This is a genomic window from Pseudoalteromonas aurantia 208, assembly GCF_014858725.1.
GTDB lineage: Bacteria > Pseudomonadota > Gammaproteobacteria > Enterobacterales > Alteromonadaceae > Pseudoalteromonas > Pseudoalteromonas aurantia.
Window position 1 is genome coordinate 611188 of the sequence record NZ_AQGV01000015.1, and the last position, 20387, is coordinate 631574.

A 20387-nucleotide genomic window follows, 5' to 3' on the forward strand; every position below is an offset into this window, starting at 1 on the left:
ATGAAGCCGTATTATAAATTAGTAACAGGTTTTTTGTATCTGTTTCCCATGGTGTTTTCATTGGCTAGTTATGCAGATGGTATGGTCGTTGATAAAGTATATCATCCTTATGTGTTGCCGTTCGAAAGAGAAGTGGAATGGCGAATGCTGTCACGCAAAACACAAAGTGGTAACGTTTTGGCACAACGGGCAGGGTTGGGGTGGGCTATTGCTGAAACCGTGACTGTCGAGGGCTATGCGATTGGTGAACGAGATACAGAAGATAATTTTGATTTAGCTGCATATGAATTAGAAATGCGCTGGCAAGTTGTTGAACAAGGTCGTTATTGGGCAGATTGGGGAATATTGGTTGAACTGGAAAAACAACATAAAACCTCTGCATACGAAGCTGCGATCGGACTGCTGTTTGAAAAGGAGTTCGGCAAGTTGAGCTTAACGATGAATGGTTTTGTTGTTCGGGAGTGGGGAAGTGCTGTAGAGAATGAATGGGAAGGGGAATTCCGCGCACAAATTAGGTACCGATATATGTCTGAGTTCCAACCTGCAATAGAGTTGTATTCAGGAGAGGATTTTATCGGTGTAGGCCCTGCGGTGATTGGTTTATATCGTTTTCAAGGGCAAAAGCAATTGAAATGGGAAATTGGGTTTGTCACCGAACTAAGCCAATCAGTAAATGATCATAGTTTTCGGTTAGCAGTTGAATATGAATTTTAATCTGTCAATTGACTCAATTATTTTGTGCAATACGCCACAGTACTTTGCTCGGGTCAAGTAAACAAAACTCTGTCATGCCCCAAGGTTGTGTAACAATAGGGGTTACTTTACAGTTAAATTCTTGCTCTAAATTAAGAGTGAGAATATGCTCATGCCATGCATTCACGTCAGCAACCTGTAAATGCATCATATAATTCTCGCAATGCTGAGGCTCATAAAAATCTTGCAGTAAAAACGTATATGTTTGGTAACGAAAGAAAGCAATGCCTGCGTCTTGAGATTTGAGCTCAAACCCTAACCTTTTATAAAATTGTATTGATACGTCAAAATCCTTAGCTGGAATAAATGGTTTGAGTGATATGACATTTAAATTAAGCATAATTGTTCGAGAATGTTGTGACATTTCCTTATAGACGTTTACCACTACTGGCAATTTAGTCCAAAGCATCTGCTGTTTAGTGTGCAAATTGCCAACGTTAAGTATTAACCCAGAGCCAGCGTTATCATATGGTCGTTATTAGTACGCGAAATTATGGTTAAGTTACTTGGCTAGAACGCAACTTCATGATAGTTTTTCGCAAAAATAAATTAAGAGAAATACGATGCCAAAGGCCAGTGAAATAAAAAAACATGCAGCGATAGAATATAACAGTCGCGTTATGATCGTCAGAGATATTGAACGTTCAGTACCACAAGGACGCTCTGGTGGCAGTTTATACCGAATGCGCATGTATGATGTTGTAACAGGCGGTAAAGTTGATGAAACGTTTAAAGCAGATGAAATGCTGACGCTTGCCGACTTAATTCGCCGTCCAGTGATGTTTTCTTACATTGACGGTGATGAATATGTATTTATGGATGAAGAAGATTATACGCCATATAATTTGAATAAATCTTCGATTGAAGAGCAAGTGCTATTTGTTTCAGAGGATACAAAAGGGTTACTTGCGGTCATTGTTGAAGGCAGCCCAGTTTCAATCGATTTACCATCAAGTGTTGAACTGGTTATCGAAGACACTTCTCCTTCAATTAAGGGCGCTTCAGCGAGTGCGCGTACCAAACCTGCGACCATGAGTACAGGCTTAATCGTACAAGTTCCTGAGCACATTTCAAATGGAGATCGCATTAAAATTAATACCGACGAAAAGAAATTTATGGGTCGTGCTGATAACTAATACAAAGGTTAAAAGTGAGATGCCTTAGCGTATCTCTCTTTTAACTATGACGTTTTGTTTTAGAAAGGAATTATGTATGACGAGCAAATGGTTAAGCATCAGTAATGCGCATGCCAAGAAAACCCTTATTTGTTTTCCATATGCAGGTGGCGGGGTTAATATATATGCTGGATGGCAAAAGTTACTGCCAGATGATGTTCGTTTGGTTATTGTACAACCGCCAGGCCGAGGTGGGCATTTTGGTGAACCAGCCATAGATGATATGGAGCAGTTAATTAGTGCGTTACAGGTGCATTTGGATCCCTACATGCAGGGTGATTATGTACTGTATGGTCATAGTTTAGGTAGTCGTGTTGCTTTTGAACTTTTACGTCAAGCATTAAAGCGAGGATTGCCGTGCGCGAAGCACTTTTTTGCATCAGGCAGTGCAAGTCCAAGTTATTGCGGAAATAGAAAAGCAATTTACGATTTACCTTCAGCCGAATTTAGGGCTGAGTTGGCGAGTCTGAATGGCACACCGAAAGAAATCTTAGAGCATAGCGAATTGATGGATTTGTTTGAGCCAATGTTACGCGCAGACTTTAAGCTCGCTGACACTTATGGATACCATAAAGCACTGATATTACCATGCGCAGTGAGTGTTTTTGCGGGTACACAAGACCCTATACTTGAAGAACATACACGCCATTGGTTAACTTTTTTTGAGCAAGGTGAGTTTTCGTGGTTTGAAGGTGGACACTTTTTCATCAATGATTATACAGATGAGATTGTTGAGAAAGTTGGCGATAGGCTAGCTTCTATAACATAAAGCTTGAAAGTTGTAGCCTGACAAAGGGCGTTAATTTTAGCGTATATTGTTGAATTATATTAAACATCTGCTAACGTTGAATTGACTATAATAGCAACGAAAAGGAAAGTCATGAAAATCAAGCTAACGATCAAAAAGAAAAACCTAAAGGGTTTGTCGGATAATAACCACGCTATTTTTCACCAGCAAACACCGAACATAGTGGGTGGTAGAATGGACCCGCCATCTTTTGGTTGTGATACAGGCTACTTAGTATGTGGTGGTGATTCAATTATTCAGCGTAAGTAGTGCTTAGACTTTAAGCATAATAAGGCAGCGCAGTTAACAGTGCTGCCTTTTATATTTCTACTTATTACAACATTGCCGAGGTTAGGCGTTAGACAATGCTTGCTTGGCAACTTGTAAGCTGGGTAGACTACCGACGTTTTGTAAAATATGCGCTTTGATTTGGTACGTTTGTGCCAATTGTGCTTCTGTCAAAACTTCATCTGGTTTACCATAAGCCACTACGCGTCCGTTTTCTAACATGGTAATGTTATCAGCAAAACTAGCCGCAAGTGCTAAATCATGTACGACAGCCAACACACCAGCCCCTTTGTTGGCAATATCTCTGGCTAATTGCATAACCTGATATTGATGGTACAAATCTAGACTTGCGGTTGGTTCATCAATGAGTAAGTAGCACGGCTCTTGATTTTCTAATGCTGGCAATAGTTGACATAACACACGTGCAAATTGCACTCGTTGCTTCTCTCCACCAGATAACTGTGTAAATGGTTTATTGATCAAATGCGACATGTTTAACGTATTAATAGCTTGTTTAGAATAAGCTTGTAATGTGGTAAAAGGTGTTGAATCGGCATGTACAAAATGAGACATCTCGACAATTTCTTGTACTGTAAATGGGAAGTCACAATCATAGTTCTGCGTTAGAACGGCGCGCATGCGAGCGAACTGTTTTGCGTCATATTCATGGTAGTTTAGCTGTTGATATTCGACTTGCCCAGCCGTCAGTGGTATATCACCACATAGTGATTTTAAAAGTGTTGATTTACCGGCCCCATTAGGGCCCAAGATGACAGTCAGTTGCCCGCAGTCTAACGTTAAGTTAGCGTCATGAAGTAACGTATTCTGTGCTACTTTTACGGTAATATTTTTAGCTTCTATCATGCTAAAACCCTCTCGATTTATAGGTTTTTAGTAACATAACTAAGAAAAAAGGCCCACCAATGGCGCTGGTGATTAAGCCAATAGGCAGTTCAGAGGGCAATATGAGAGTACGAGCAAGAATATCCGCAAGGCTTAACAATATTGCGCCACCTAATATTGAAGCCGGCATGAGATAGCGATGATCAGGACCCATAATTAAGCGCATGATATGAGGAACTATAAACCCCACGAAGCCAATCATTCCAGTAAGGGCGACTGCTGAGCCGGTACACAATGCAGTATAAATAAATGCCTTTTTTTTCAAGGCGACAACATTAACTCCTAAGTGTTTTGCTTGTTGTTCACCAAGCAAGTAAATATTGAGTGGCTTGGCCATTTTAGTTAATAACACACAACATATACAGATGATGATTAATGACGGTAAGATCATTTCAAAACTGTTGCCAGCGAGCGACCCCATACTCCAAAAGGTTAAATCGCGTAATTCAGCATCAGTACTTATTAAGGTTAAAATGCCTATTAAAGCCCCAACAATGGCATTTACGGCTATTCCAGCGAGTAATAAGCTGATAATAGTAAACTGGTTGCCTTGACTAGATAGGCGATAAATCATTGCACAAATTATTAAGCAACCCAAAAATGCACCTATGGGGACAGCGTATATACCATATGTGTCACTAAAGCTACTGAGTAAGGTATTGCCCAATACGATGGTGGCAATGGCACCTAGTGCGGCACCACTGGTTATGCCAATTAAACCAGGATCCGCGAGGGGGTTTCTAAATATTGCCTGCATGGCGGCTCCACTAGCACCTAGTCCAGCACCAACCGCCATAGCGAGTAACAATCGTGGTAGTCGAATTTCCCAGATAACAGCATGTTGTAGGGAATCAGATCCGACATTATTTAAAATATGTATCAACTGACTGAACGCGATGTTTACCCCGCCAGTGGCGAGTGCCGTCAAACAAACGACCATACATAGACATAATAAACCGATCAGAAAAAGGCGCTTTACCGACTGAGCAGGCATAAATGATTGGCTAAGGGCTAACACTATAGTGCCTTACTGTTATGAGACGTTTGCGCTGCGCGTAATTGGTAACCGGCAGGGTAGGTCACATTGGCATGAATAGCCTTGGCAAGTTCGACAACAGCTTGAGGCGTTCTTGGACTCATACCTAATAGGTAAGAACCATCAAATGTAAACACCTGTTTGTTTTTAACCGCGTTAGAATATTTAAAGTGCGTAATTTTAGATACATCTATAGATTTGTTGGCGCCATGTCGACCCATAGTAACAATGATATCTGGGTTCATTGCCATTGCAGACTCCGCAGACAGAGGTTTCCAACCAGTGAAGTGAGCGCCGGCTATATTATGGCCTCCGGCTGCGGTGATCACCTCATGTGCCGATGTACCAGCGCCAGAAACAAGTGGTTGTCCGGCTTTTAAGCTTAAGACAAACAGTACGTTAGGTTTTAATTGAGTTTGCGACAAAATGTGCTTAAGCGCTTGGCGATCTGCTTGAATATAGGTATTAAGCATTTGGCCTTTTTGTTCGACATTAAGTAATTTTGCAATTTGACTAATTTTGGTTTCAATACCATGAAAGTTATCATTATTAGAGAAAATATGCGTTTTAAGACCCGTATCTTGTAGCTGCTTTACTACTTTATCAGGACCCGTATCAGCTTCGCCGAGTAGTAAGTCTGGGTTTAAAGATAATACCCCTTCAACATTGATGTTACGTACATAACCGACCTGCGCTTTTTTTGCTGCTATTGCAGGGAAAACACTGGTGCTATCTACGCCGATAATACGATCTTGCTCGCCTAATGCATAAATAATTTCAGTAATTGAACCGCCTGAAACGACCACCCGCTCATAATTCTGAGCGGCGGCTATTGAGGGGAATAAAATGAATAAACTAACGAAGTAAATACAAAAAATAGAATAACAAGACCAAGCTTTAACTTTCATAACAATTCCAAAGTTGCTATTATAATAATGAGAATAATAACAGTTATCATTATCAGTAATCAACATGAAGATCTTAACCTGTACCAGTATTTCCGTTATAGCCCATAGCTTATTATGGTTAGTAATGCCCTCTCAAAGCATGCAATTTGATGGCGGGGACAACGCCAAATTAATTGCATTAAAAGTTAAAATACAACAGGTTGCGACTTACTCGCACGCCAAGAAACCGACCGAGTCAGGTTCAGAAGCCGACTTAAATAAAACCATATTTAATGGTGAGAAAAATAAATTAGCCTTACAAGAGCAAGCCGTAATTGCAAAGGTGTTACCTGCTAAGCAGTCCGTAGAGCGAGTCGATAAGATAGACCACCAGCCAGTTCATCCCGTCGTTGATGCCGTAGCGCCGACAGATGTATCGATAGAGCCACCAGAGCAGAAAAAAATAGATGAAGATACCGTTACTGAGGTTGAAGCGACAGCTATTCAACTTGCGGCGCAGCATAGTGCGAATAATGCTCCCATTAATGTTACTCAGTTGCCGCTTTTTAAAATGCCAAGACCTGCATTGAAATATCCGTTGCGAGCTAAACGCCGAGGCCAGCAAGGCGTCACTATTGTCTCTATTGAATTAGATGAATACGGGGCTATTGTCGCTGTTGCGTTGGTCAAAAGCAGTGGTTTTTCGGTACTAGATAAAGCAGCCCTGAATAATGTAAAACAATGGCAGTTTCACGCTGTAGAGCGCTACGGACATGCCGTAAAAGCAAAATTCACTGTGCCTGTCGAATTTAGCCTCACAAGTTAATTTTATCAACTGGAGTAAGTACTATGAATGAAATAATTACGCAGTTAGGAATGATGCAATGGCCATTTCTTGTTTTGTCATCAGTGGCACTGACACTGATTTTAGAAAGAGGGTGGGTGCTGATCGAGGGCGTTTGGCGATTGGCGAGCATTAAAACATCTTTACGGGAAATACAGGCAACTCCCGAACGATTACAACTTCATATTCAGAAACAAGTTGCTCGGTGGCGGAAGCGTTTATCATTGATCAGCCTAATAGGCATGCTAAGTCCACTCATGGGGCTTTTCGGAACCGTTTGGGGATTAGTTGTGATGTTTAAAGGCATTGCAGATACGCAACAAGCGGTTACGCCTGCACTATTGGCTGATGGATTATGGGGGGCAATGTATTCAACGGTCGTTGGATTAGCCATTGCAATGCCTTGCATTGTTTTCAATGGGGTTTGCCAAGCATTGGTTGAGCATATGCAAACAGAATTGACTTTGTTTGCTAATGAGCAAATTGTTACTACGCAGGCGCAACATGCTTGAATTACCAAAACCCTCAGAGAATGCGTTAGTCCCAGACTTAACTGCGTTGTTAGATGTGTTATTTATTGTACTGGTTTTTTTGCTTTTAAGTGTCGCAGTCCAAGTTAATGTGATGGAAGTGTCATTACCTGATGCTGGAGATAATGGTAGTGCTGTGTCAGAGCAAACGCCAGTAGTACTAAGTCTCATGTATCACGACGATCATGTTAGCTATGCACTAAACGATCAGCCTTTTAGCACCCAAGAAACTTTAATGCAGGCAGTTAAGCACATAGAGTACGTAAGCCCAGTATTTATTGCTGTTGATAAGCATGTGCCCAGTGAAGCTCTGGTGCAACTATTAGCAAACCTTAGCCAAGAAAATCGATCTATTGCGAATATATTAATTGAACGCAAATAAAAATAGTTATCATTATTATTTTGTTGTGATATATTGCGCGCCATAAGTTAAAACCGCGCATCTTTCAGTATGGAGTTAACACCAATGCTTTCGCATTGGTGAAGGAACTGAGTTAAATGGGGCACTGAAGAGCACGGTTTGTTTTTGCTATTAATATTTAATCAGGAGTACCCCATGCGTTTATCAAAAATTAGTTTGTGCTTGGCAACATTTTCCCTTCCTCTGATGGCACACGCTAATACTCAAAATACCAATGATGCTGCTATCGTGACATCGTTAGATGCGGTAACGGTAACGGCTACGCGCACTGAAAAAACCGTGTTGCAATCAGCACAAGCTGTTAATGTCATTTCGAGTGAGCAAATAGAGAAGCAATTAGAAAGTAGCTTATTTAACACCTTGGATATGATCCCAAATGTCAGTGCAAATGGTGGCCCTAGAAATGGTGGGCAAAAGTTCAATATTCGAGGTTTTAGTGATGCTGAAGATGTGTTGGTAACCGTCGATGGCATGGTACAAACATTTGAAAAATATCGAATGGGAAGCTTGTTCACTGATTCTGAATTGTATAGAACGATTAGTATTAAACGCGGCACGAGTACAGTATTGCATGGTGGTGGTGCATTAGGTGGCGTTGTACAGCTTGAGCTCAAAGATGCAGCCGATTTTTTACGTGATGGAGAAACCGCTGGAGCGAAGGTGAAATTGGGTTACGATAGCAATAACGAACAAAAAAATGGTTCTGTATTTGCTTTTGCAAGACCAACAGAAACGCTAGATTTACTTGCAGCAGTAGTCAAACGAGACAGTGATGACTTTGAACTATCTAATGGTGAAATGTTAGATAACTCAGGGATTGAAAATAGTTCGGTATTACTTAAAGGTGAATACTTCCTTACAGATGACTCTCTATTAGGTGTGACTTACACAACCACACAGGATGCACAACGAACTGAGTTTAATACAACGGATGCCGGCGCATGGGGAACGGTTTATCGAGAAGTCGACCAAACTGCGGCTAACTTAAGTTATGAACTGATGCCAAGTGATAACCCTTACTTAGATTTAACTGCAAAGCTAGGGTTCACAACAAGTCAGGTAACAGAGACTGACGGTGAGGGCATGTTGAAAGATTTTGTCGGTATAAAATCGACATATGAATATAACATTACGACGTTAGATGTAATGAACACATCAAAAGTAGCTGGTCATGCGTTGACTTATGGCGTGCAATATACCGACAAAGAACGTATTGGCGAAAAAACAGCACTGCCCTGTGAGCGTATTAACTTTGAGACCTATGCATGTGAGCAATATGGCACGGTTGCCCAAACGGGTGAAATGACTTCTCAGCCCGGCGGTGACCAAGTACGTACAGGTGTGTATATTCAAGATGAGTTTAAGCTACAGGATTTGACTGTGATTACCGGCGTTCGTTATGAGCGTTATGAAACAAATCCAACAGCCAGTTTTTCGGCAAAGTTCAATGATTTAGATACGAATGTTACGCACAGTGATTGGGCTCCTTCAATTAGCCTTAATTACCAAGTAACGCCTGAACTGGCAATATTTGTGAATCGACAGTCAGGCTTTAGGGCGCCGCTTATTGATGAATTATACGATCAATATGGCGGTCGTCAAAGTGCACTTAATTTAGACATTGAGTACAGTGATAATAGTGAGTTGGGGATGACATATAGCGTTGATAATGTCCTAAACAACACTGACACTTTAAATCTACGAGTGATGTATTTTGATATTAGTGTTGACGATGAAATTACTTCACTAACCAGCGAAACGCAAAACCCAATGCCCAATCCAAGATACGCCAATCGCGCAAGTAACGATAGAGACGGATTTGAACTTGAACTCAATTATGCGAACCAATATTTATATTCGAACCTAACGTACAGCACGATTGACGGGGAAGATAATACAGGTAAAGCGCTTTGGTATTTACCGGCAGATAAATTAAGTGTGGATACGGGGTTTTCAATGCTAGACAACACGGTAATGCTTGGGGCAAAAATTGTTCATACTAGCAACCGAGATGTTGAAAGTTATAACCGCAGTACGCGTCAGTATGGTGTTGTAAAGCATCAAAGCCATACATTGTGGGACTTATATGCCAGCTGGGATGTAACACAAGACGTAAACTTGCGTTTAGCGATTGATAACGTCTTTGACAAAGAATATACAGTGATTGCGGGTACAGGTGGTGGTATTGGTGATTATGGTGTTGGTCGAAGTGTTAAAACTCAAGTGAGCTGGCGTTTTTAAGGAGGATTTATGAGCACGCTATTAAAGCAGTATCAAAAGCTGATCAGTGATAACCCGAAACTTCGGGCTGTAGAAGCGGCAAAAACATTAGGCGTCAGTGAGGCGCAGTTACTTAATGCGCAGGTTGGCCAAGGTGTTGCGAGATTAGACGATAATCAGATCCCCGCGATTCTGAAAAACTTGAAACGACTTGGTTACATTATGGCGCTAACCCGCAATGGCTCAGTAGTAAATGAAATAAAAGGTGTTTACGACAAGTTATATATTTCTGAGCATCAAGACAAAACGATGGGGATTGCTATTAACCCTGGTGGGATTGATATGCGTTTGTTCATTCATAATTGGCGCAGCGTATTTTCGGTTGAAACGGACAGCTATTCTAGTATTCAGTTTTTTGACGCCTATGGCCAAGCAGTCCATAAAGTGTTTACCACAGCTGAGTCAGATTTGAATGCCTTTTTGAATTTACGAGAACGGTTTAAATTAACAGAGGCTCTGGATTTTAGTGTCGACAATGCCACGGAACAAGTTAACGAAGCAGATAGGGCTCAGTGGCATATACCAAGTGAGCAACAAACGTTAGCATTTACACAAGCTTGGTCAGATTTAAATGATGTGCACCACTTCCCTAATTTACTTAGGGAGTTTAAGCTCGCTCGGCTACAGGCATTAGAGCTTGCTGGCGAGCCTTGGAGTGCCGAGGTGATACATAATGTTTTAGAAACTGTCTTGACACAAGCCAGAGATAAGCGCATGGAAATAATGGCATTTGTAGGGAATCACGGTGCAGTGCAGATTTTCTCCGGTACAGTGCAAAACTTAAAACAAGTAGGTCCGTGGTTCAATGTACTTGATGAACGCTTTAACCTCCATGTGAAAATAGAACAGATTAGTCGTGCGTTTGTTGTACGAAAACCGACGGACAATGGCAACACCATCGTGTCATCTATTGAATTCTTTGATAAAATGAATAACACGGTACTGACGTTGTTTGGTCGTCGCGCAGAGGGAAATACACAGAGTTCAGAGTGGCAAGCTTTGTGTGATAAATTAATACAAAGCAAGCGTGAAATTGCCTAGATAAAATGTTTTTCGTATGCATATAGCATATAAGTAAAGATGTAAAAGCCAGTACAATACTGGCTTTTTTCATTAACTGCCTTAAAAATAACCAACGGAAAATGAGTACCTATCGTTTACTTTAAGGTTTAAACGGCGTAGGGTTGCTCAATACGGAGGCTGCTTATTTATTGAGCTTTATTGTTGTTTTTCTGATGTTTGTTGTTTTAGATGTTAAATGTAATGGAAAGTTCATGTACCTTGATGGTAAAAAGCATTGACTTAGACTTGCATATCTATACTATTAGGTATAGACAAAAAATATGTCAGTGTTTATAAATCTCCATTACGTTGTTGTATAAGTCTAACTTGTAGTACCGTCCTGAAGTTTTTAAGTACCGTCTAGTTTTTGCTCTATGCGCCCATATGGGCATAGTTATAATTTTTTCAGGATATCAGATATGTCTAATACAGTAACTGGCACAGTTAAGTGGTTTAACGAGTCTAAAGGTTTTGGTTTCATCGAACAGGAAAATGGCCCAGACGTTTTTGCTCACTTCAGCGCTATCAAAGGTGACGGATTCCGTACGCTAGCTGAAGGCCAACGTGTTGAGTTCACTCTAGCTACTGGCCAAAAAGGTCCACAAGCAGAGAACATTACGCTGCTTTAAGCGATAAATGCTGAGAAAAAAAAGCAAGCAGAGGCTTGCTTTTTTTGTGCCTAGCGATAAATGCCCAGTATATATGATGTGATATAAGAGGGAGAGCTTTGTGTCATTTACCAGTTACAGGGCGAAGAATACTTCCCAGATTATTATCTTTTAACGCGTCAGAAAAAAACATTGCGAGGATATCTCGGTAGCAAATTGGTCGGGTAACACGTTCAATCGCGCTTGTACCAATTGAAGAGTGGATATGGATCACACTGCGTTATGGCGGCGCATATATATGCTTGCTTAGCCTCACTCATCGTCGTCTGTAATCGATTTACCGACGATAGAAGGTTCGTTTTTCACAGTGTTTTATTGTGACATGACGCGTTTGTATTCCTTTGAATTTTGCATTGTTTTATGGGCTGCTCTCAGTGCCCGCACAATACTCATAGGTGTTGTAACGCTGGCTGCTAAGTAACCGTTTAGCGTTAACTCAGGGACTTCATAAACAAATCTAAAACTGTCGCCCGGTAACCCAAATGAGCTTGCCAGTGGCGCTAGGTAACGGGCATCGTCTAAAATAATATCGACTTTTTTCGCCATCAATAATTTGTAAGACTGAGCTATGTCTGCTGTCAATATGTAGTCAAACCCATGAGATTTCAATACAAGTTCTGAAATATCCCCTCTTTGTAGTGCGAGCCTGTAAGGGATTGCCTGAGTAAGGCTTGCTATTTTTATGTCCGTTCGTCCTTTAAGGCTTACAAAACCTAATTTAAAAAGCGCTACGGGCCCAATCCAGTGAAACAGTGGCTCTCTTTCAGTTGTTCTGGCCATACTGTAAATGAGTGTATTGGGATGCTTTTTTGCTAGTAGATAGGCGCGAGCCCAAGGGTACATGGTAAATCGTGCATTGATTTGTGCATGTGTCAGAATTTTTTTTACTAATTCGGTGCTAGTTCCTGCTACTTGGTCGTTTTGTAAGAGCTGATTTGGAGGAGAAAGCTCAGTGACAACCTCCACACTAACAGTGTTTATATTAGCTTTACTCAAGGCCCATTGAGGTATGAAGAGCAATGCGAAGAGTAGGTACTTTGTCATTCAACCTCCCTTCGTCAATTGTTATTTAATTTATATGTTGTGCATTTAAGTGTAGCAAACATCGCGATGGTCGCGAATTTACCTATATTCACCATATTTATAAAGACTATTTGGTGTTTTGTCGACAATCTGTAATTTTGAATGTTGACGTAAACGTAAACTAGATCTATATTATCTGCCCATAAGCATCACCAACAAACTTCAAAAGGCAGCAATGGCCATTTTTAAAGAGCAGGCAATAACAGCATCTGATAAAGCATTCTTTCGATTGAGAAAAGAGATTGTTGATGGGGTTATCCCTGCGGGCTCTAAGTTGAGTGAAATGGAATTGTCGACAAACTATGCGGTAAGCCGTGCTGTTGTGCGTGAAGCAATTAACCGCCTTGAAGCATGTCATTTAGTCGAGCGTAAGGCGAACGTTGGTGCGCGGGTGGTTTCTTTAACTCCCGACGGGCTAATAGAGCTCTATCAAGTACGTGAGTCGCTTGAAGGGATGGCAGCAAGGCTTGCTGCACAAAATATGTCAGAAGAGGAAATTTTAGATCTAAATACCCTGCTGAATAGTCAATCCGATGAAGTGAAAACTGCCGAACTCTATTATCAAGAAGCGGGTGACCTAGATTTTCATTATCGTATTATTCAAGGTAGCAAAAACGCGTATTTAATCTCAATGTTAGTAAACGGTTTATATCATTTGGTGCGCATGTATCGAGTTCAGTTGGGGATGGCTGGTCCGAGAGTAACGAGCGCATTTGATGAGCATAAAAGCATAGTAAAGGCGATAAGTCTTCGAGACTCAGAGTTGGCAGAAATGCTAATGCGTCGGCATATTATGTATTCAAAAAATAATATAAAAGCAAAACTTCAATCATAAGATCAAGCTAAGAGAGAACATCATGAGCACAGGATATAAAAGCCCAGGAAAGACTTTTCGAGACGCACTGACTGCCAACCAGCCATTGCAAATTGTCGGTACTATTAATGCCTACAGTGCGATTATGGCTAAGCAGATTGGCCATCAAGCAATCTATTTATCGGGTGGCGGTGTAGCGAATGCTTCTTATGGTTTGCCTGACTTAGGTATGACGTCATTAAATGATGTGATTGTCGATGTTCAGCGTATTACAGCTGCATGTGACTTACCTTTAATGGTAGATATTGACACGGGTTGGGGTGGCGCATTCAACATCGCAAAAACCATTAAAGATATGGAAAAAGCAGGTGCAGCCGCTGTACATATGGAAGATCAAGTTGCGCAAAAGCGCTGTGGTCACCGACCGAATAAAGAAATTGTTTCGACCGAAGAAATGGTAGATAGAATTACAGCTGCGGTAGATGCTAGAACAGATCCTGATTTCTTTATCATGGCGCGCACAGATTCATTTGCACAAGAAGGGCTTGAGGCTGCTATTGAGAGAGCAAAAGCTTATGTGGCCGCAGGTGCCGATGGTATTTTTGCTGAAGCGGTAAAAACAGAGGCTCATTACCGCGCATTCAGTGAAGCGCTTGATGTACCAATTTTGGCGAATATTACCGAGTTTGGTCAAACAGAATTGTGGAATAAAGAAGAGTTAGGCCAATGGGGTGTGGACATGGTGCTATATCCACTTAGCGCCTTTCGGGCAATGAACAAAGCAGCCGAAAACGTTTACCAATCAATTTTATCAGATGGCGATCAAAAAGCTGTCATCGATACCATGCAAACTCGTATGGATTTATATGATTACCTTGGTTATCACGTGTATGAGCAAAAACTCGATTCACTGTTCGCTGAAGGTAAAAATAAATAGTAATAGATATTTTTATTAAGGGCCTGTAGATACAGGTCCGTAAAACAGCAAAATTATACAAAATAACTATCAATACCCAGCAGGTTAAAAATTTCAGGAGAAAATACCATGGCAAAAGTACTCAGTGGTGCTGGCCTTCGCGGTCAAGTAGCAGGGAAAACAGCATTATCAACAGTAGGTGTGTCAGGATCAGGCTTAACGTATCGCGGCTATGATGTAAAAGACTTAGCCCAAAACTGTGATTTTGAAGAAGTTGCACATCTTATTTTAAAAGGTCATCTTCCAACACAAGCGGAACTAGACAGCTATAAAAATACACTACGTTCGATGCGTGGTTTACCTGTTGCGTTAAAAGAAGTGTTAGAACGCATTCCAGCTGATGCACACCCAATGGATGTGTTAAGAACAGGTTGTTCAATGCTTGGCAATTTAGAAGGTGAATCTAGCTTTGATATTCAAGGTCAAGTCACTGATCGCATGTTGGCGTGTTTCCCGAGTATCATTTGTTACTGGTATCGCTTTAGCCACGATGGGGTGCGTGTCGAAGTTGAAACCGATGATGATTCAATCGGTGGACATTTCTTACATATGCTGCATGGTAAAAAGCCAAACGAACTGCATGAGCGTGTGATGCATGTTTCACTTATTCTTTACGCAGAACATGAGTTTAACGCGTCAACATTCACTGCACGAGTGTGCGCGTCAACGTTATCTGATATGCATTCATGTGTAACGGGAGCAATTGGATCATTACGTGGTCCACTGCATGGCGGAGCGAATGAAGCCGCAATGGAAATGATTGAAGGCTTTACGTCTGCTGATCATGCCGAAGAAGAAATGATGGGTAAATTGGCTCGTAAAGAGAAGATCATGGGCTTTGGGCATGCAATTTATTCTGAGTCAGATCCGCGCAATGAAATTATTAAGCAATGGTCAGAGAAATTGGCCAACGAAGTGGGAGATACTGTGTTATATGCGGCTTCTGAGCGCTGTGAAGCCGTGATGTGGCGTGAGAAGAAGTTATTTTGTAATGCAGATTTTTTCCATGCATCAGCTTATAACTTCATGGGTATTCCAACTAAATTGTTTACGCCTATTTTTGTGATGTCTCGATTGACAGGTTGGGCTGCACACGTCATGGAACAACGTGCAGACAATCGTATTATTCGTCCATCTGCAGATTACACCGGTGAAGATTTACGTCCAGTAACTCCGATTGCTGAACGTTAATTTGCACGCTTGATACTTTTGGCAAAACACCTACTTTGGTGTTTTGCCTGTTTGCTTTAGAACCGTCACCTTATTTTGCCTGTGGATGTAGTTATGAACACAAAATTCCGTAAACTGTTGCCAAATAGCCAGTTAAGCTTTTACGATACGCGCGAAGCCATTGAGTCGCTAAAACCTGGCGCATACGATACGCTGCCTTATACTTCTCGCGTATTGGCCGAAAACCTTGTACGTCGTTGTGAACCTGAAAAGCTAGATGCGAGCTTGACGCAAATTATTGAACGTCGTCGAGATTTAGATTTCCCGTGGTTTCCTGCCCGTGTGGTGTGCCATGATATTTTAGGTCAAACAGCTTTGGTTGATTTAGCCGGTTTACGAGATGCAATTGCCGCCAAAGGGGGAGATCCTTCAAAGGTAAATCCAGTTGTACCTACGCAGCTTATTGTTGATCATTCACTGGCTGTAGAGCATCCGGGTTTTGAAGAAGATGCATTTGAGAAAAATCGTGCAATCGAAGATCGTCGTAATGAAGACCGCTTTCACTTTATAAATTGGACAAAAACGGCATTTAAAAATGTTGATGTGATCCAGCCGGGTAACGGCATCATGCATCAGATCAATTTAGAAAAAATGTCGCCAGTGGTACATGCGCGTGATGGTGTTGCTTTTCCTGATACGTTGGTTGGCACAGATAGCCATACGCCGCACGTTGATGCACTGGGTGTTATCGCCGTAGGGGTCGGTGGCTTAGAAGCAGAAAGTGTGATGCTTGGACGTGCTTCTTACATGCGTTTACCTGACATTGTGGGCGTTGAGCTCATGGGTAAAGCACAACCGGGGATCACAGCCACAGATATTGTACTGGCGATCACTGAGTTTTTGCGTGCTGAAAAAGTGGTGGGAGCCTATCTTGAATTTTACGGTGAAGGGGCTGCCAGTTTAACCCTTGGCGATCGAGCGACCATTTCTAATATGACACCTGAATATGGTGCAACCGCAGCGATGTTTTATATCGACCAGCAGACTATTGATTACTTAAAAATCACAGGGCGCGATGATGAACAAGTTCAACTGGTAGAAAATTACGCTAAGCACACCGGTTTGTGGGCTGATAGTTTAGAAAGTGCTGAATATGAGCGGGTTTTAAAATTTGACTTGTCAGCGGTTGGGCGCAATATCGCCGGGCCTTCCAATCCGCATAAACGGGTAGCCACCGCTGATCTTGCTAAAACAGGAATTGCCGGTAAGGTTGAGCAAGAAGAGGGTAAAATGCCCGATGGGGCAGTGATCATTGCTGCTATTACAAGCTGTACAAATACCAGTAACCCACGCAATGTTATTGCAGCTGGATTATTAGCGCGTAATGCAAATGCGAAAGGTTTGGTACGTAAACCTTGGGTTAAGTCATCGTTGGCACCGGGCTCCAAAGCTGTAAAGTTGTATTTAGAAGACTCAGAGTTACTCCCTGAGCTTGAACAGCTTGGTTTTGGTATTGTCGCGTTTGCTTGTACCACCTGTAATGGGATGAGTGGGGCCCTTGACCCGAAGATTCAACAAGAAGTTATTGATCGAGATTTATATTCAACAGCTGTATTGTCGGGGAATCGTAACTTTGATGGTCGTATTCACCCCTATGCAAAACAAGCATTTTTAGCATCCCCTCCTTTGGTGGTGGCTTATGCCATTGCAGGTACTATCCGCTTTGATATTGAAAAAGATGTACTTGGACATGAGCAAGATGGCACGCCTATCACTTTGAAAGACTTGTGGCCAAGTGATGAAGAGATTGATGCAGTTATTGCGAAAAGTGTAAAGCCAGAGCATTTCCGTCAAGTGTATGAGCCGATGTTTGATTTAACAGTCGATTACGGTGAAGACAATGATCCATTGTATGACTGGCGCAAAATGAGTACTTACATTCGCCGTCCGCCTTATTGGGAAGGTGCATTAGCTGCTGAGCGCACCATGAAAGGCATGCGTCCGCTTGCCGTGCTAGGTGACAATATTACAACTGACCACTTATCACCTTCAAATGCCATTATGGCAAGCAGTGCCGCAGGTGAATATTTGGCAAAAATGGGCTTACCAGAAGAAGACTTTAACTCATACGCGACACACCGTGGTGACCATTTAACGGCGCAGCGCGCAACGTTTGCCAACCCTAAGTTATTCAATGAAATGGTACGTGATGATAACGGTGAAATAATACAAGGTTCATTAGCACGCATTGAACCGCAAGGGCAGCAAACACGCATGTGGGAAGCGATTGAAACCTACATGGAACGTAAACAGCCTTTGATCATTGTGGCGGGTGCTGATTATGGACAAGGCTCATCACGAGACTGGGCAGCCAAAGGGGTTCGCCTAGCGGGTGTGGAAGTGATTGCCGCTGAAGGGTTTGAGCGTATTCACCGTACCAACTTAATTGGTATGGGTGTATTACCCCTTGAATTTGCTGCGGGTACAACCCGTAAAACGTTATCGATTGACGGCACCGAAACATATGATGTTGAGGGTGATACAAGCCCTGGTGCAATGTTAACGCTTATTATCCATCGCGCAAATGGTGAACGTGTTGAAGTACCGATGCTGTGCCGGTTAGATACGGCAGAAGAAGTGTCGATTTATGCAGCAGGTGGTGTATTACAGCGTTTCGCGAAAGATTTCTTAGAAGCAAATACGTAATTTCTTTCATCTGAGCACGACGGTCTAGGCTTGAAATACGATGATTTTTTCAGGTCTAACTTCTTTTAGTCATGATATGTAATGGGCTTTTATGCAACAAAAGCTCTACCAAGGAATTCTGATGTCTTATAAACCACAAATCAAAATACCCGCAACCTATATGCGTGGTGGGACAAGTAAAGGGGTGTTTTTCAATTTAACTGATTTACCTGAAGCAGCCCAACAGGCAGGCCCCGACAGAGATCAATTACTGTTGCGTGTGATTGGCAGTCCAGACCCTTATGCCAAACAAACAGACGGTATGGGGGGAGCAACATCCAGTACTAGTAAAACGGTGATTTTATCCAAAAGTAGTCAGCCAGATCATGACGTAGACTATCTGTTTGGTCAGGTTGCGATAGACAAACCTTTTATAGATTGGAGCGGTAACTGCGGTAACTTAACTGCTGCTGTGGGGTCGTTCGCTATCAGCAATGGTTTAGTGGATGCACAGCGGATCCCTGAAAATGGCATTGCGATTGTGCGTATTTGGCAAGCCAATATTCAAAAGACCATTGTCGCCCATGTGCCGATCACCAATAATGAAGTGCAAGAAACCGGAGACTTTGAACTCGATGGTGTGACATTCCCAGCAGCAGAAGTGGTAGTGGAGTTTATGGATCCGGCGGCGGGTGGTGGTGCAATGTTTCCATCAGGGAACTTGGTTGACACTTTGGAGGTGCCAAATATAGGGCGCTTTAGTGTGACGATGATCAATGCCGGGATCCCGACTTTATTCTTTAATGCTGAAGACTTAGGTTATGAAGGAACAGAGTTACAAGAAGCGATTAATAATGATGAGCAAGCGCTTCAACGCTTTGAGACCATTCGCGCCTATGGCGCAGTTAAAATGGGTTTAATTGACAATATTGAAGAGGCTGTAACTCGACAGCACACGCCAAAGATTGCATTTGTCAGTCATGCCAAAAGTTATACTTCATCAAGTGGCAAGCCGATTGGTAGTAATAATATTGATGTGTGTGTACGTGCATTATCAATGGGTAAATTACATCACGCCATGATGGGGACTGCGGCGGTCGCCATTGCCACAGCGGCGGCGATACCTGGCACTTTGGTGAATAGTGCAGCAGGAAGTATTGCACGAGACAGTGTGACGTTTGGTCATCCGTCGGGCACTTTAAAAGTAGGTGCCGTGGCCCGTGAGGTGAATGGCCAGTGGCAAGCAAAAAGTGCAGTAATGAGCCGCAGTGCTCGTGTATTGATGGAAGGCAATGTAAGAGTACCGCACAGCGATTAGTGTCTTTATCAATCAAAATAAAAAAAGCCCTACTGGGCTTTTTTACTTTAATAATTTCATTTTTAGGGTGAATATGCATGGAATCAATAATATCACTCGTGCTTACTACTGCATTGCTTTTAGGCTCTCCTGGCCCTGCGCCGTTGGCATTAGCTGGGGTTGGTGCTAGTTTCGGTTTTAAGCGTGGTATGGGTTTTTTAAGCGGTATATTGTGTGGGTTGTTGGTGGTGATCATTGCTGTTGCCTGTGGGCTGGGTACTTTATTTATGGCTTATCCAACCGCCAGACTATTTTGTCAAACAGTCGGTATTGCGTATTTATGCTATGTGGCATACAAAATCGCGTCGGCACAAGGGGGGATTTCAGGGTTACATGGTCCAGCCCCGAGCTTTAAAGATGGGTTTATTTTAAATTTGATCAACCCTAAGGCATATGCCGCTTTTTTAGCGATTTTTGCTAATAATATACTGGTACTTGAAGACCCTTTCGTTAGCGTAATTGCAACGGGTGTCGTGTGTTTTGTTGTGGCTGTAATCGTGGATGGTCTGTGGATGGCTATTGGAGGAAGTCTGCGCCCATTTTTTTCTAAACCCGTACAGGCAAGGTGGTTACGGTGGACTTTTTCAGGCGCGTTATTAGCGAGTATCATCATAACCGCCATTCAGTAAGTATGCTGAGTATGGAAAATGATGTGTTTGTGGCTTTTA

The 20387-nt window shown here is 42.1% G+C and carries 21 protein-coding genes; 16 read left to right on the forward strand and 5 right to left on the reverse strand.

Features of this window, described 5'->3' with window-relative positions:
* A complete protein-coding gene (locus tag PAUR_RS20915; protein ID WP_192509655.1) occupies positions 1-714 on the forward strand; it encodes a hypothetical protein in 714 nt (237 codons plus the stop codon).
* Positions 715-727: 13 nt separating this feature from the next.
* On the opposite strand, the gene PAUR_RS20920 is transcribed toward PAUR_RS20915, so the two are convergent.
* A complete protein-coding gene (locus tag PAUR_RS20920; protein WP_225738535.1) occupies positions 728-1117 on the reverse strand; it encodes a VOC family protein in 390 nt (129 codons plus the stop codon).
* A gap of 199 nt (positions 1118-1316) precedes the next feature.
* On the opposite strand from PAUR_RS20920, the gene efpL reads away from it, so the two are divergent.
* The 3 genes from efpL (at position 1317) to PAUR_RS20935 (ending at position 2985) form a co-directional block, all read left to right on the forward strand.
* On the forward strand, positions 1317-1889 hold the full coding sequence (efpL, locus tag PAUR_RS20925; RefSeq protein WP_192509657.1) for an elongation factor P-like protein EfpL: 573 nt from the start codon (positions 1317-1319) through the stop codon (positions 1887-1889).
* A 76-nt stretch (positions 1890-1965) separates the two neighbouring features.
* Positions 1966-2697, forward strand: coding sequence for a thioesterase II family protein (locus PAUR_RS20930; protein WP_192509658.1), 732 nt, complete (start codon positions 1966-1968; stop codon positions 2695-2697).
* Between the two features lie 111 nt (positions 2698-2808).
* Positions 2809-2985, forward strand: a complete 177-nt coding sequence (locus PAUR_RS20935) for a hypothetical protein (protein ID WP_192509659.1) — start codon at positions 2809-2811, stop codon at positions 2983-2985.
* 81 nt (positions 2986-3066) lie between these two features.
* Here PAUR_RS20935 and PAUR_RS20940 read toward each other — a convergent pair whose 3' ends face one another.
* The 3 genes from PAUR_RS20940 to PAUR_RS20950 are packed head-to-tail and all read right to left on the reverse strand — an operon-like array spanning position 3067 to position 5850.
* Positions 3067-3867, reverse strand: a complete 801-nt coding sequence (locus PAUR_RS20940; RefSeq protein ID WP_192509660.1) for a heme ABC transporter ATP-binding protein — start codon at positions 3865-3867, stop codon at positions 3067-3069.
* A 1-nt stretch (position 3868) separates the two neighbouring features.
* Positions 3869-4924, reverse strand: a complete 1056-nt coding sequence (locus PAUR_RS20945; protein WP_192509661.1) for a FecCD family ABC transporter permease — start codon at positions 4922-4924, stop codon at positions 3869-3871.
* A complete protein-coding gene (locus tag PAUR_RS20950) occupies positions 4924-5850 on the reverse strand; it encodes a heme/hemin ABC transporter substrate-binding protein (RefSeq protein WP_192509662.1) in 927 nt (308 codons plus the stop codon). The genes PAUR_RS20945 and PAUR_RS20950 overlap by 1 nt, the downstream gene beginning before the upstream one ends.
* A 64-nt stretch (positions 5851-5914) precedes the next feature.
* Here PAUR_RS20950 and PAUR_RS20955 point away from each other — a divergent pair, with 64 nt between their 5' ends.
* The 6 genes from PAUR_RS20955 to PAUR_RS20980 all read left to right on the forward strand — a co-directional run bounded on the left by PAUR_RS20955 (position 5915) and on the right by PAUR_RS20980 (position 11595).
* The gene (locus PAUR_RS20955) at positions 5915-6655 is read left to right on the forward strand and encodes an energy transducer TonB (RefSeq protein WP_192509663.1); all 741 of its coding nucleotides are present in this window, start codon (positions 5915-5917) and stop codon (positions 6653-6655) included.
* 23 nt (positions 6656-6678) lie between these two features.
* The gene (locus tag PAUR_RS20960) at positions 6679-7185 is read left to right on the forward strand and encodes a MotA/TolQ/ExbB proton channel family protein (protein ID WP_192509664.1); all 507 of its coding nucleotides are present in this window, start codon (positions 6679-6681) and stop codon (positions 7183-7185) included.
* A complete protein-coding gene (locus PAUR_RS20965; RefSeq protein ID WP_192509665.1) occupies positions 7178-7585 on the forward strand; it encodes a biopolymer transporter ExbD in 408 nt (135 codons plus the stop codon). The genes PAUR_RS20960 and PAUR_RS20965 overlap by 8 nt, the downstream gene beginning before the upstream one ends.
* 174 nt (positions 7586-7759) lie before the next feature.
* Positions 7760-9865, forward strand: a complete 2106-nt coding sequence (locus PAUR_RS20970; RefSeq protein WP_192509666.1) for a TonB-dependent receptor domain-containing protein — start codon at positions 7760-7762, stop codon at positions 9863-9865.
* A gap of 9 nt (positions 9866-9874) precedes the next feature.
* Positions 9875-10945, forward strand: coding sequence for a hemin-degrading factor (locus PAUR_RS20975; protein ID WP_192509667.1), 1071 nt, complete (start codon positions 9875-9877; stop codon positions 10943-10945).
* Positions 10946-11385: 440 nt separating this feature from the next.
* Positions 11386-11595: a cold-shock protein gene (locus tag PAUR_RS20980; protein WP_192509668.1), complete on the forward strand. Its 210-nt coding sequence runs from the start codon at positions 11386-11388 to the stop codon at positions 11593-11595.
* A gap of 351 nt (positions 11596-11946) precedes the next feature.
* Here PAUR_RS20980 and PAUR_RS20985 read toward each other — a convergent pair whose 3' ends face one another.
* Positions 11947-12678, reverse strand: a complete 732-nt coding sequence (locus tag PAUR_RS20985; RefSeq protein ID WP_192509669.1) for a substrate-binding periplasmic protein — start codon at positions 12676-12678, stop codon at positions 11947-11949.
* Between the two features lie 214 nt (positions 12679-12892).
* Between PAUR_RS20985 and PAUR_RS20990 the strand changes: the two genes are divergently transcribed.
* From PAUR_RS20990 to PAUR_RS21015, 6 genes are all read left to right on the forward strand, one after another.
* The gene (locus tag PAUR_RS20990; RefSeq protein ID WP_192509670.1) at positions 12893-13552 is read left to right on the forward strand and encodes a GntR family transcriptional regulator; all 660 of its coding nucleotides are present in this window, start codon (positions 12893-12895) and stop codon (positions 13550-13552) included.
* 22 nt (positions 13553-13574) lie between these two features.
* Complete coding sequence (gene prpB, locus PAUR_RS20995; RefSeq protein WP_192509671.1) at positions 13575-14468, forward strand: methylisocitrate lyase; 894 nt, start codon at positions 13575-13577, stop codon at positions 14466-14468.
* A 108-nt stretch (positions 14469-14576) separates the two neighbouring features.
* Positions 14577-15698 carry a bifunctional 2-methylcitrate synthase/citrate synthase gene (gene prpC / locus PAUR_RS21000; protein WP_192509672.1) on the forward strand — a complete coding sequence of 374 codons (1122 nt, stop codon included), beginning with the start codon at positions 14577-14579 and terminating at the stop codon, positions 15696-15698.
* 93 nt (positions 15699-15791) lie between these two features.
* A complete protein-coding gene (acnD, locus tag PAUR_RS21005; RefSeq protein ID WP_192509673.1) occupies positions 15792-18383 on the forward strand; it encodes a Fe/S-dependent 2-methylisocitrate dehydratase AcnD in 2592 nt (863 codons plus the stop codon).
* Positions 18384-18504: 121 nt separating this feature from the next.
* Complete coding sequence (gene prpF / locus PAUR_RS21010) at positions 18505-19680, forward strand: 2-methylaconitate cis-trans isomerase PrpF (protein ID WP_192509674.1); 1176 nt, start codon at positions 18505-18507, stop codon at positions 19678-19680.
* Between the two features lie 77 nt (positions 19681-19757).
* Positions 19758-20348: a LysE family translocator gene (locus PAUR_RS21015; protein ID WP_192509675.1), complete on the forward strand. Its 591-nt coding sequence runs from the start codon at positions 19758-19760 to the stop codon at positions 20346-20348.
* Positions 20349-20387 lie beyond the last annotated feature (39 nt).

Coding starts and splice junctions, on each gene's coding strand:
- PAUR_RS20915 (WP_192509655.1), top strand. CDS start 1: ATGAAGCCGTATTATAAATTAGTAACAGGTTTTTTGTATCTGTTTCCC.
- PAUR_RS20920 (WP_225738535.1), bottom strand. CDS start 1,117: ATGTCACAACATTCTCGAACAATTATGCTTAATTTAAATGTCATATCA.
- efpL (WP_192509657.1), top strand. CDS start 1,317: ATGCCAAAGGCCAGTGAAATAAAAAAACATGCAGCGATAGAATATAAC.
- PAUR_RS20930 (WP_192509658.1), top strand. CDS start 1,966: ATGACGAGCAAATGGTTAAGCATCAGTAATGCGCATGCCAAGAAAACC.
- PAUR_RS20935 (WP_192509659.1), top strand. CDS start 2,809: ATGAAAATCAAGCTAACGATCAAAAAGAAAAACCTAAAGGGTTTGTCG.
- PAUR_RS20940 (WP_192509660.1), bottom strand. CDS start 3,867: ATGATAGAAGCTAAAAATATTACCGTAAAAGTAGCACAGAATACGTTA.
- PAUR_RS20950 (WP_192509662.1), bottom strand. CDS start 5,850: ATGAAAGTTAAAGCTTGGTCTTGTTATTCTATTTTTTGTATTTACTTC.
- PAUR_RS20955 (WP_192509663.1), top strand. CDS start 5,915: ATGAAGATCTTAACCTGTACCAGTATTTCCGTTATAGCCCATAGCTTA.
- PAUR_RS20960 (WP_192509664.1), top strand. CDS start 6,679: ATGAATGAAATAATTACGCAGTTAGGAATGATGCAATGGCCATTTCTT.
- PAUR_RS20965 (WP_192509665.1), top strand. CDS start 7,178: ATGCTTGAATTACCAAAACCCTCAGAGAATGCGTTAGTCCCAGACTTA.
- PAUR_RS20970 (WP_192509666.1), top strand. CDS start 7,760: ATGCGTTTATCAAAAATTAGTTTGTGCTTGGCAACATTTTCCCTTCCT.
- PAUR_RS20975 (WP_192509667.1), top strand. CDS start 9,875: ATGAGCACGCTATTAAAGCAGTATCAAAAGCTGATCAGTGATAACCCG.
- PAUR_RS20980 (WP_192509668.1), top strand. CDS start 11,386: ATGTCTAATACAGTAACTGGCACAGTTAAGTGGTTTAACGAGTCTAAA.
- PAUR_RS20985 (WP_192509669.1), bottom strand. CDS start 12,678: ATGACAAAGTACCTACTCTTCGCATTGCTCTTCATACCTCAATGGGCC.
- PAUR_RS20990 (WP_192509670.1), top strand. CDS start 12,893: ATGGCCATTTTTAAAGAGCAGGCAATAACAGCATCTGATAAAGCATTC.
- prpB (WP_192509671.1), top strand. CDS start 13,575: ATGAGCACAGGATATAAAAGCCCAGGAAAGACTTTTCGAGACGCACTG.
- prpC (WP_192509672.1), top strand. CDS start 14,577: ATGGCAAAAGTACTCAGTGGTGCTGGCCTTCGCGGTCAAGTAGCAGGG.
- acnD (WP_192509673.1), top strand. CDS start 15,792: ATGAACACAAAATTCCGTAAACTGTTGCCAAATAGCCAGTTAAGCTTT.
- prpF (WP_192509674.1), top strand. CDS start 18,505: ATGTCTTATAAACCACAAATCAAAATACCCGCAACCTATATGCGTGGT.
- PAUR_RS21015 (WP_192509675.1), top strand. CDS start 19,758: ATGGAATCAATAATATCACTCGTGCTTACTACTGCATTGCTTTTAGGC.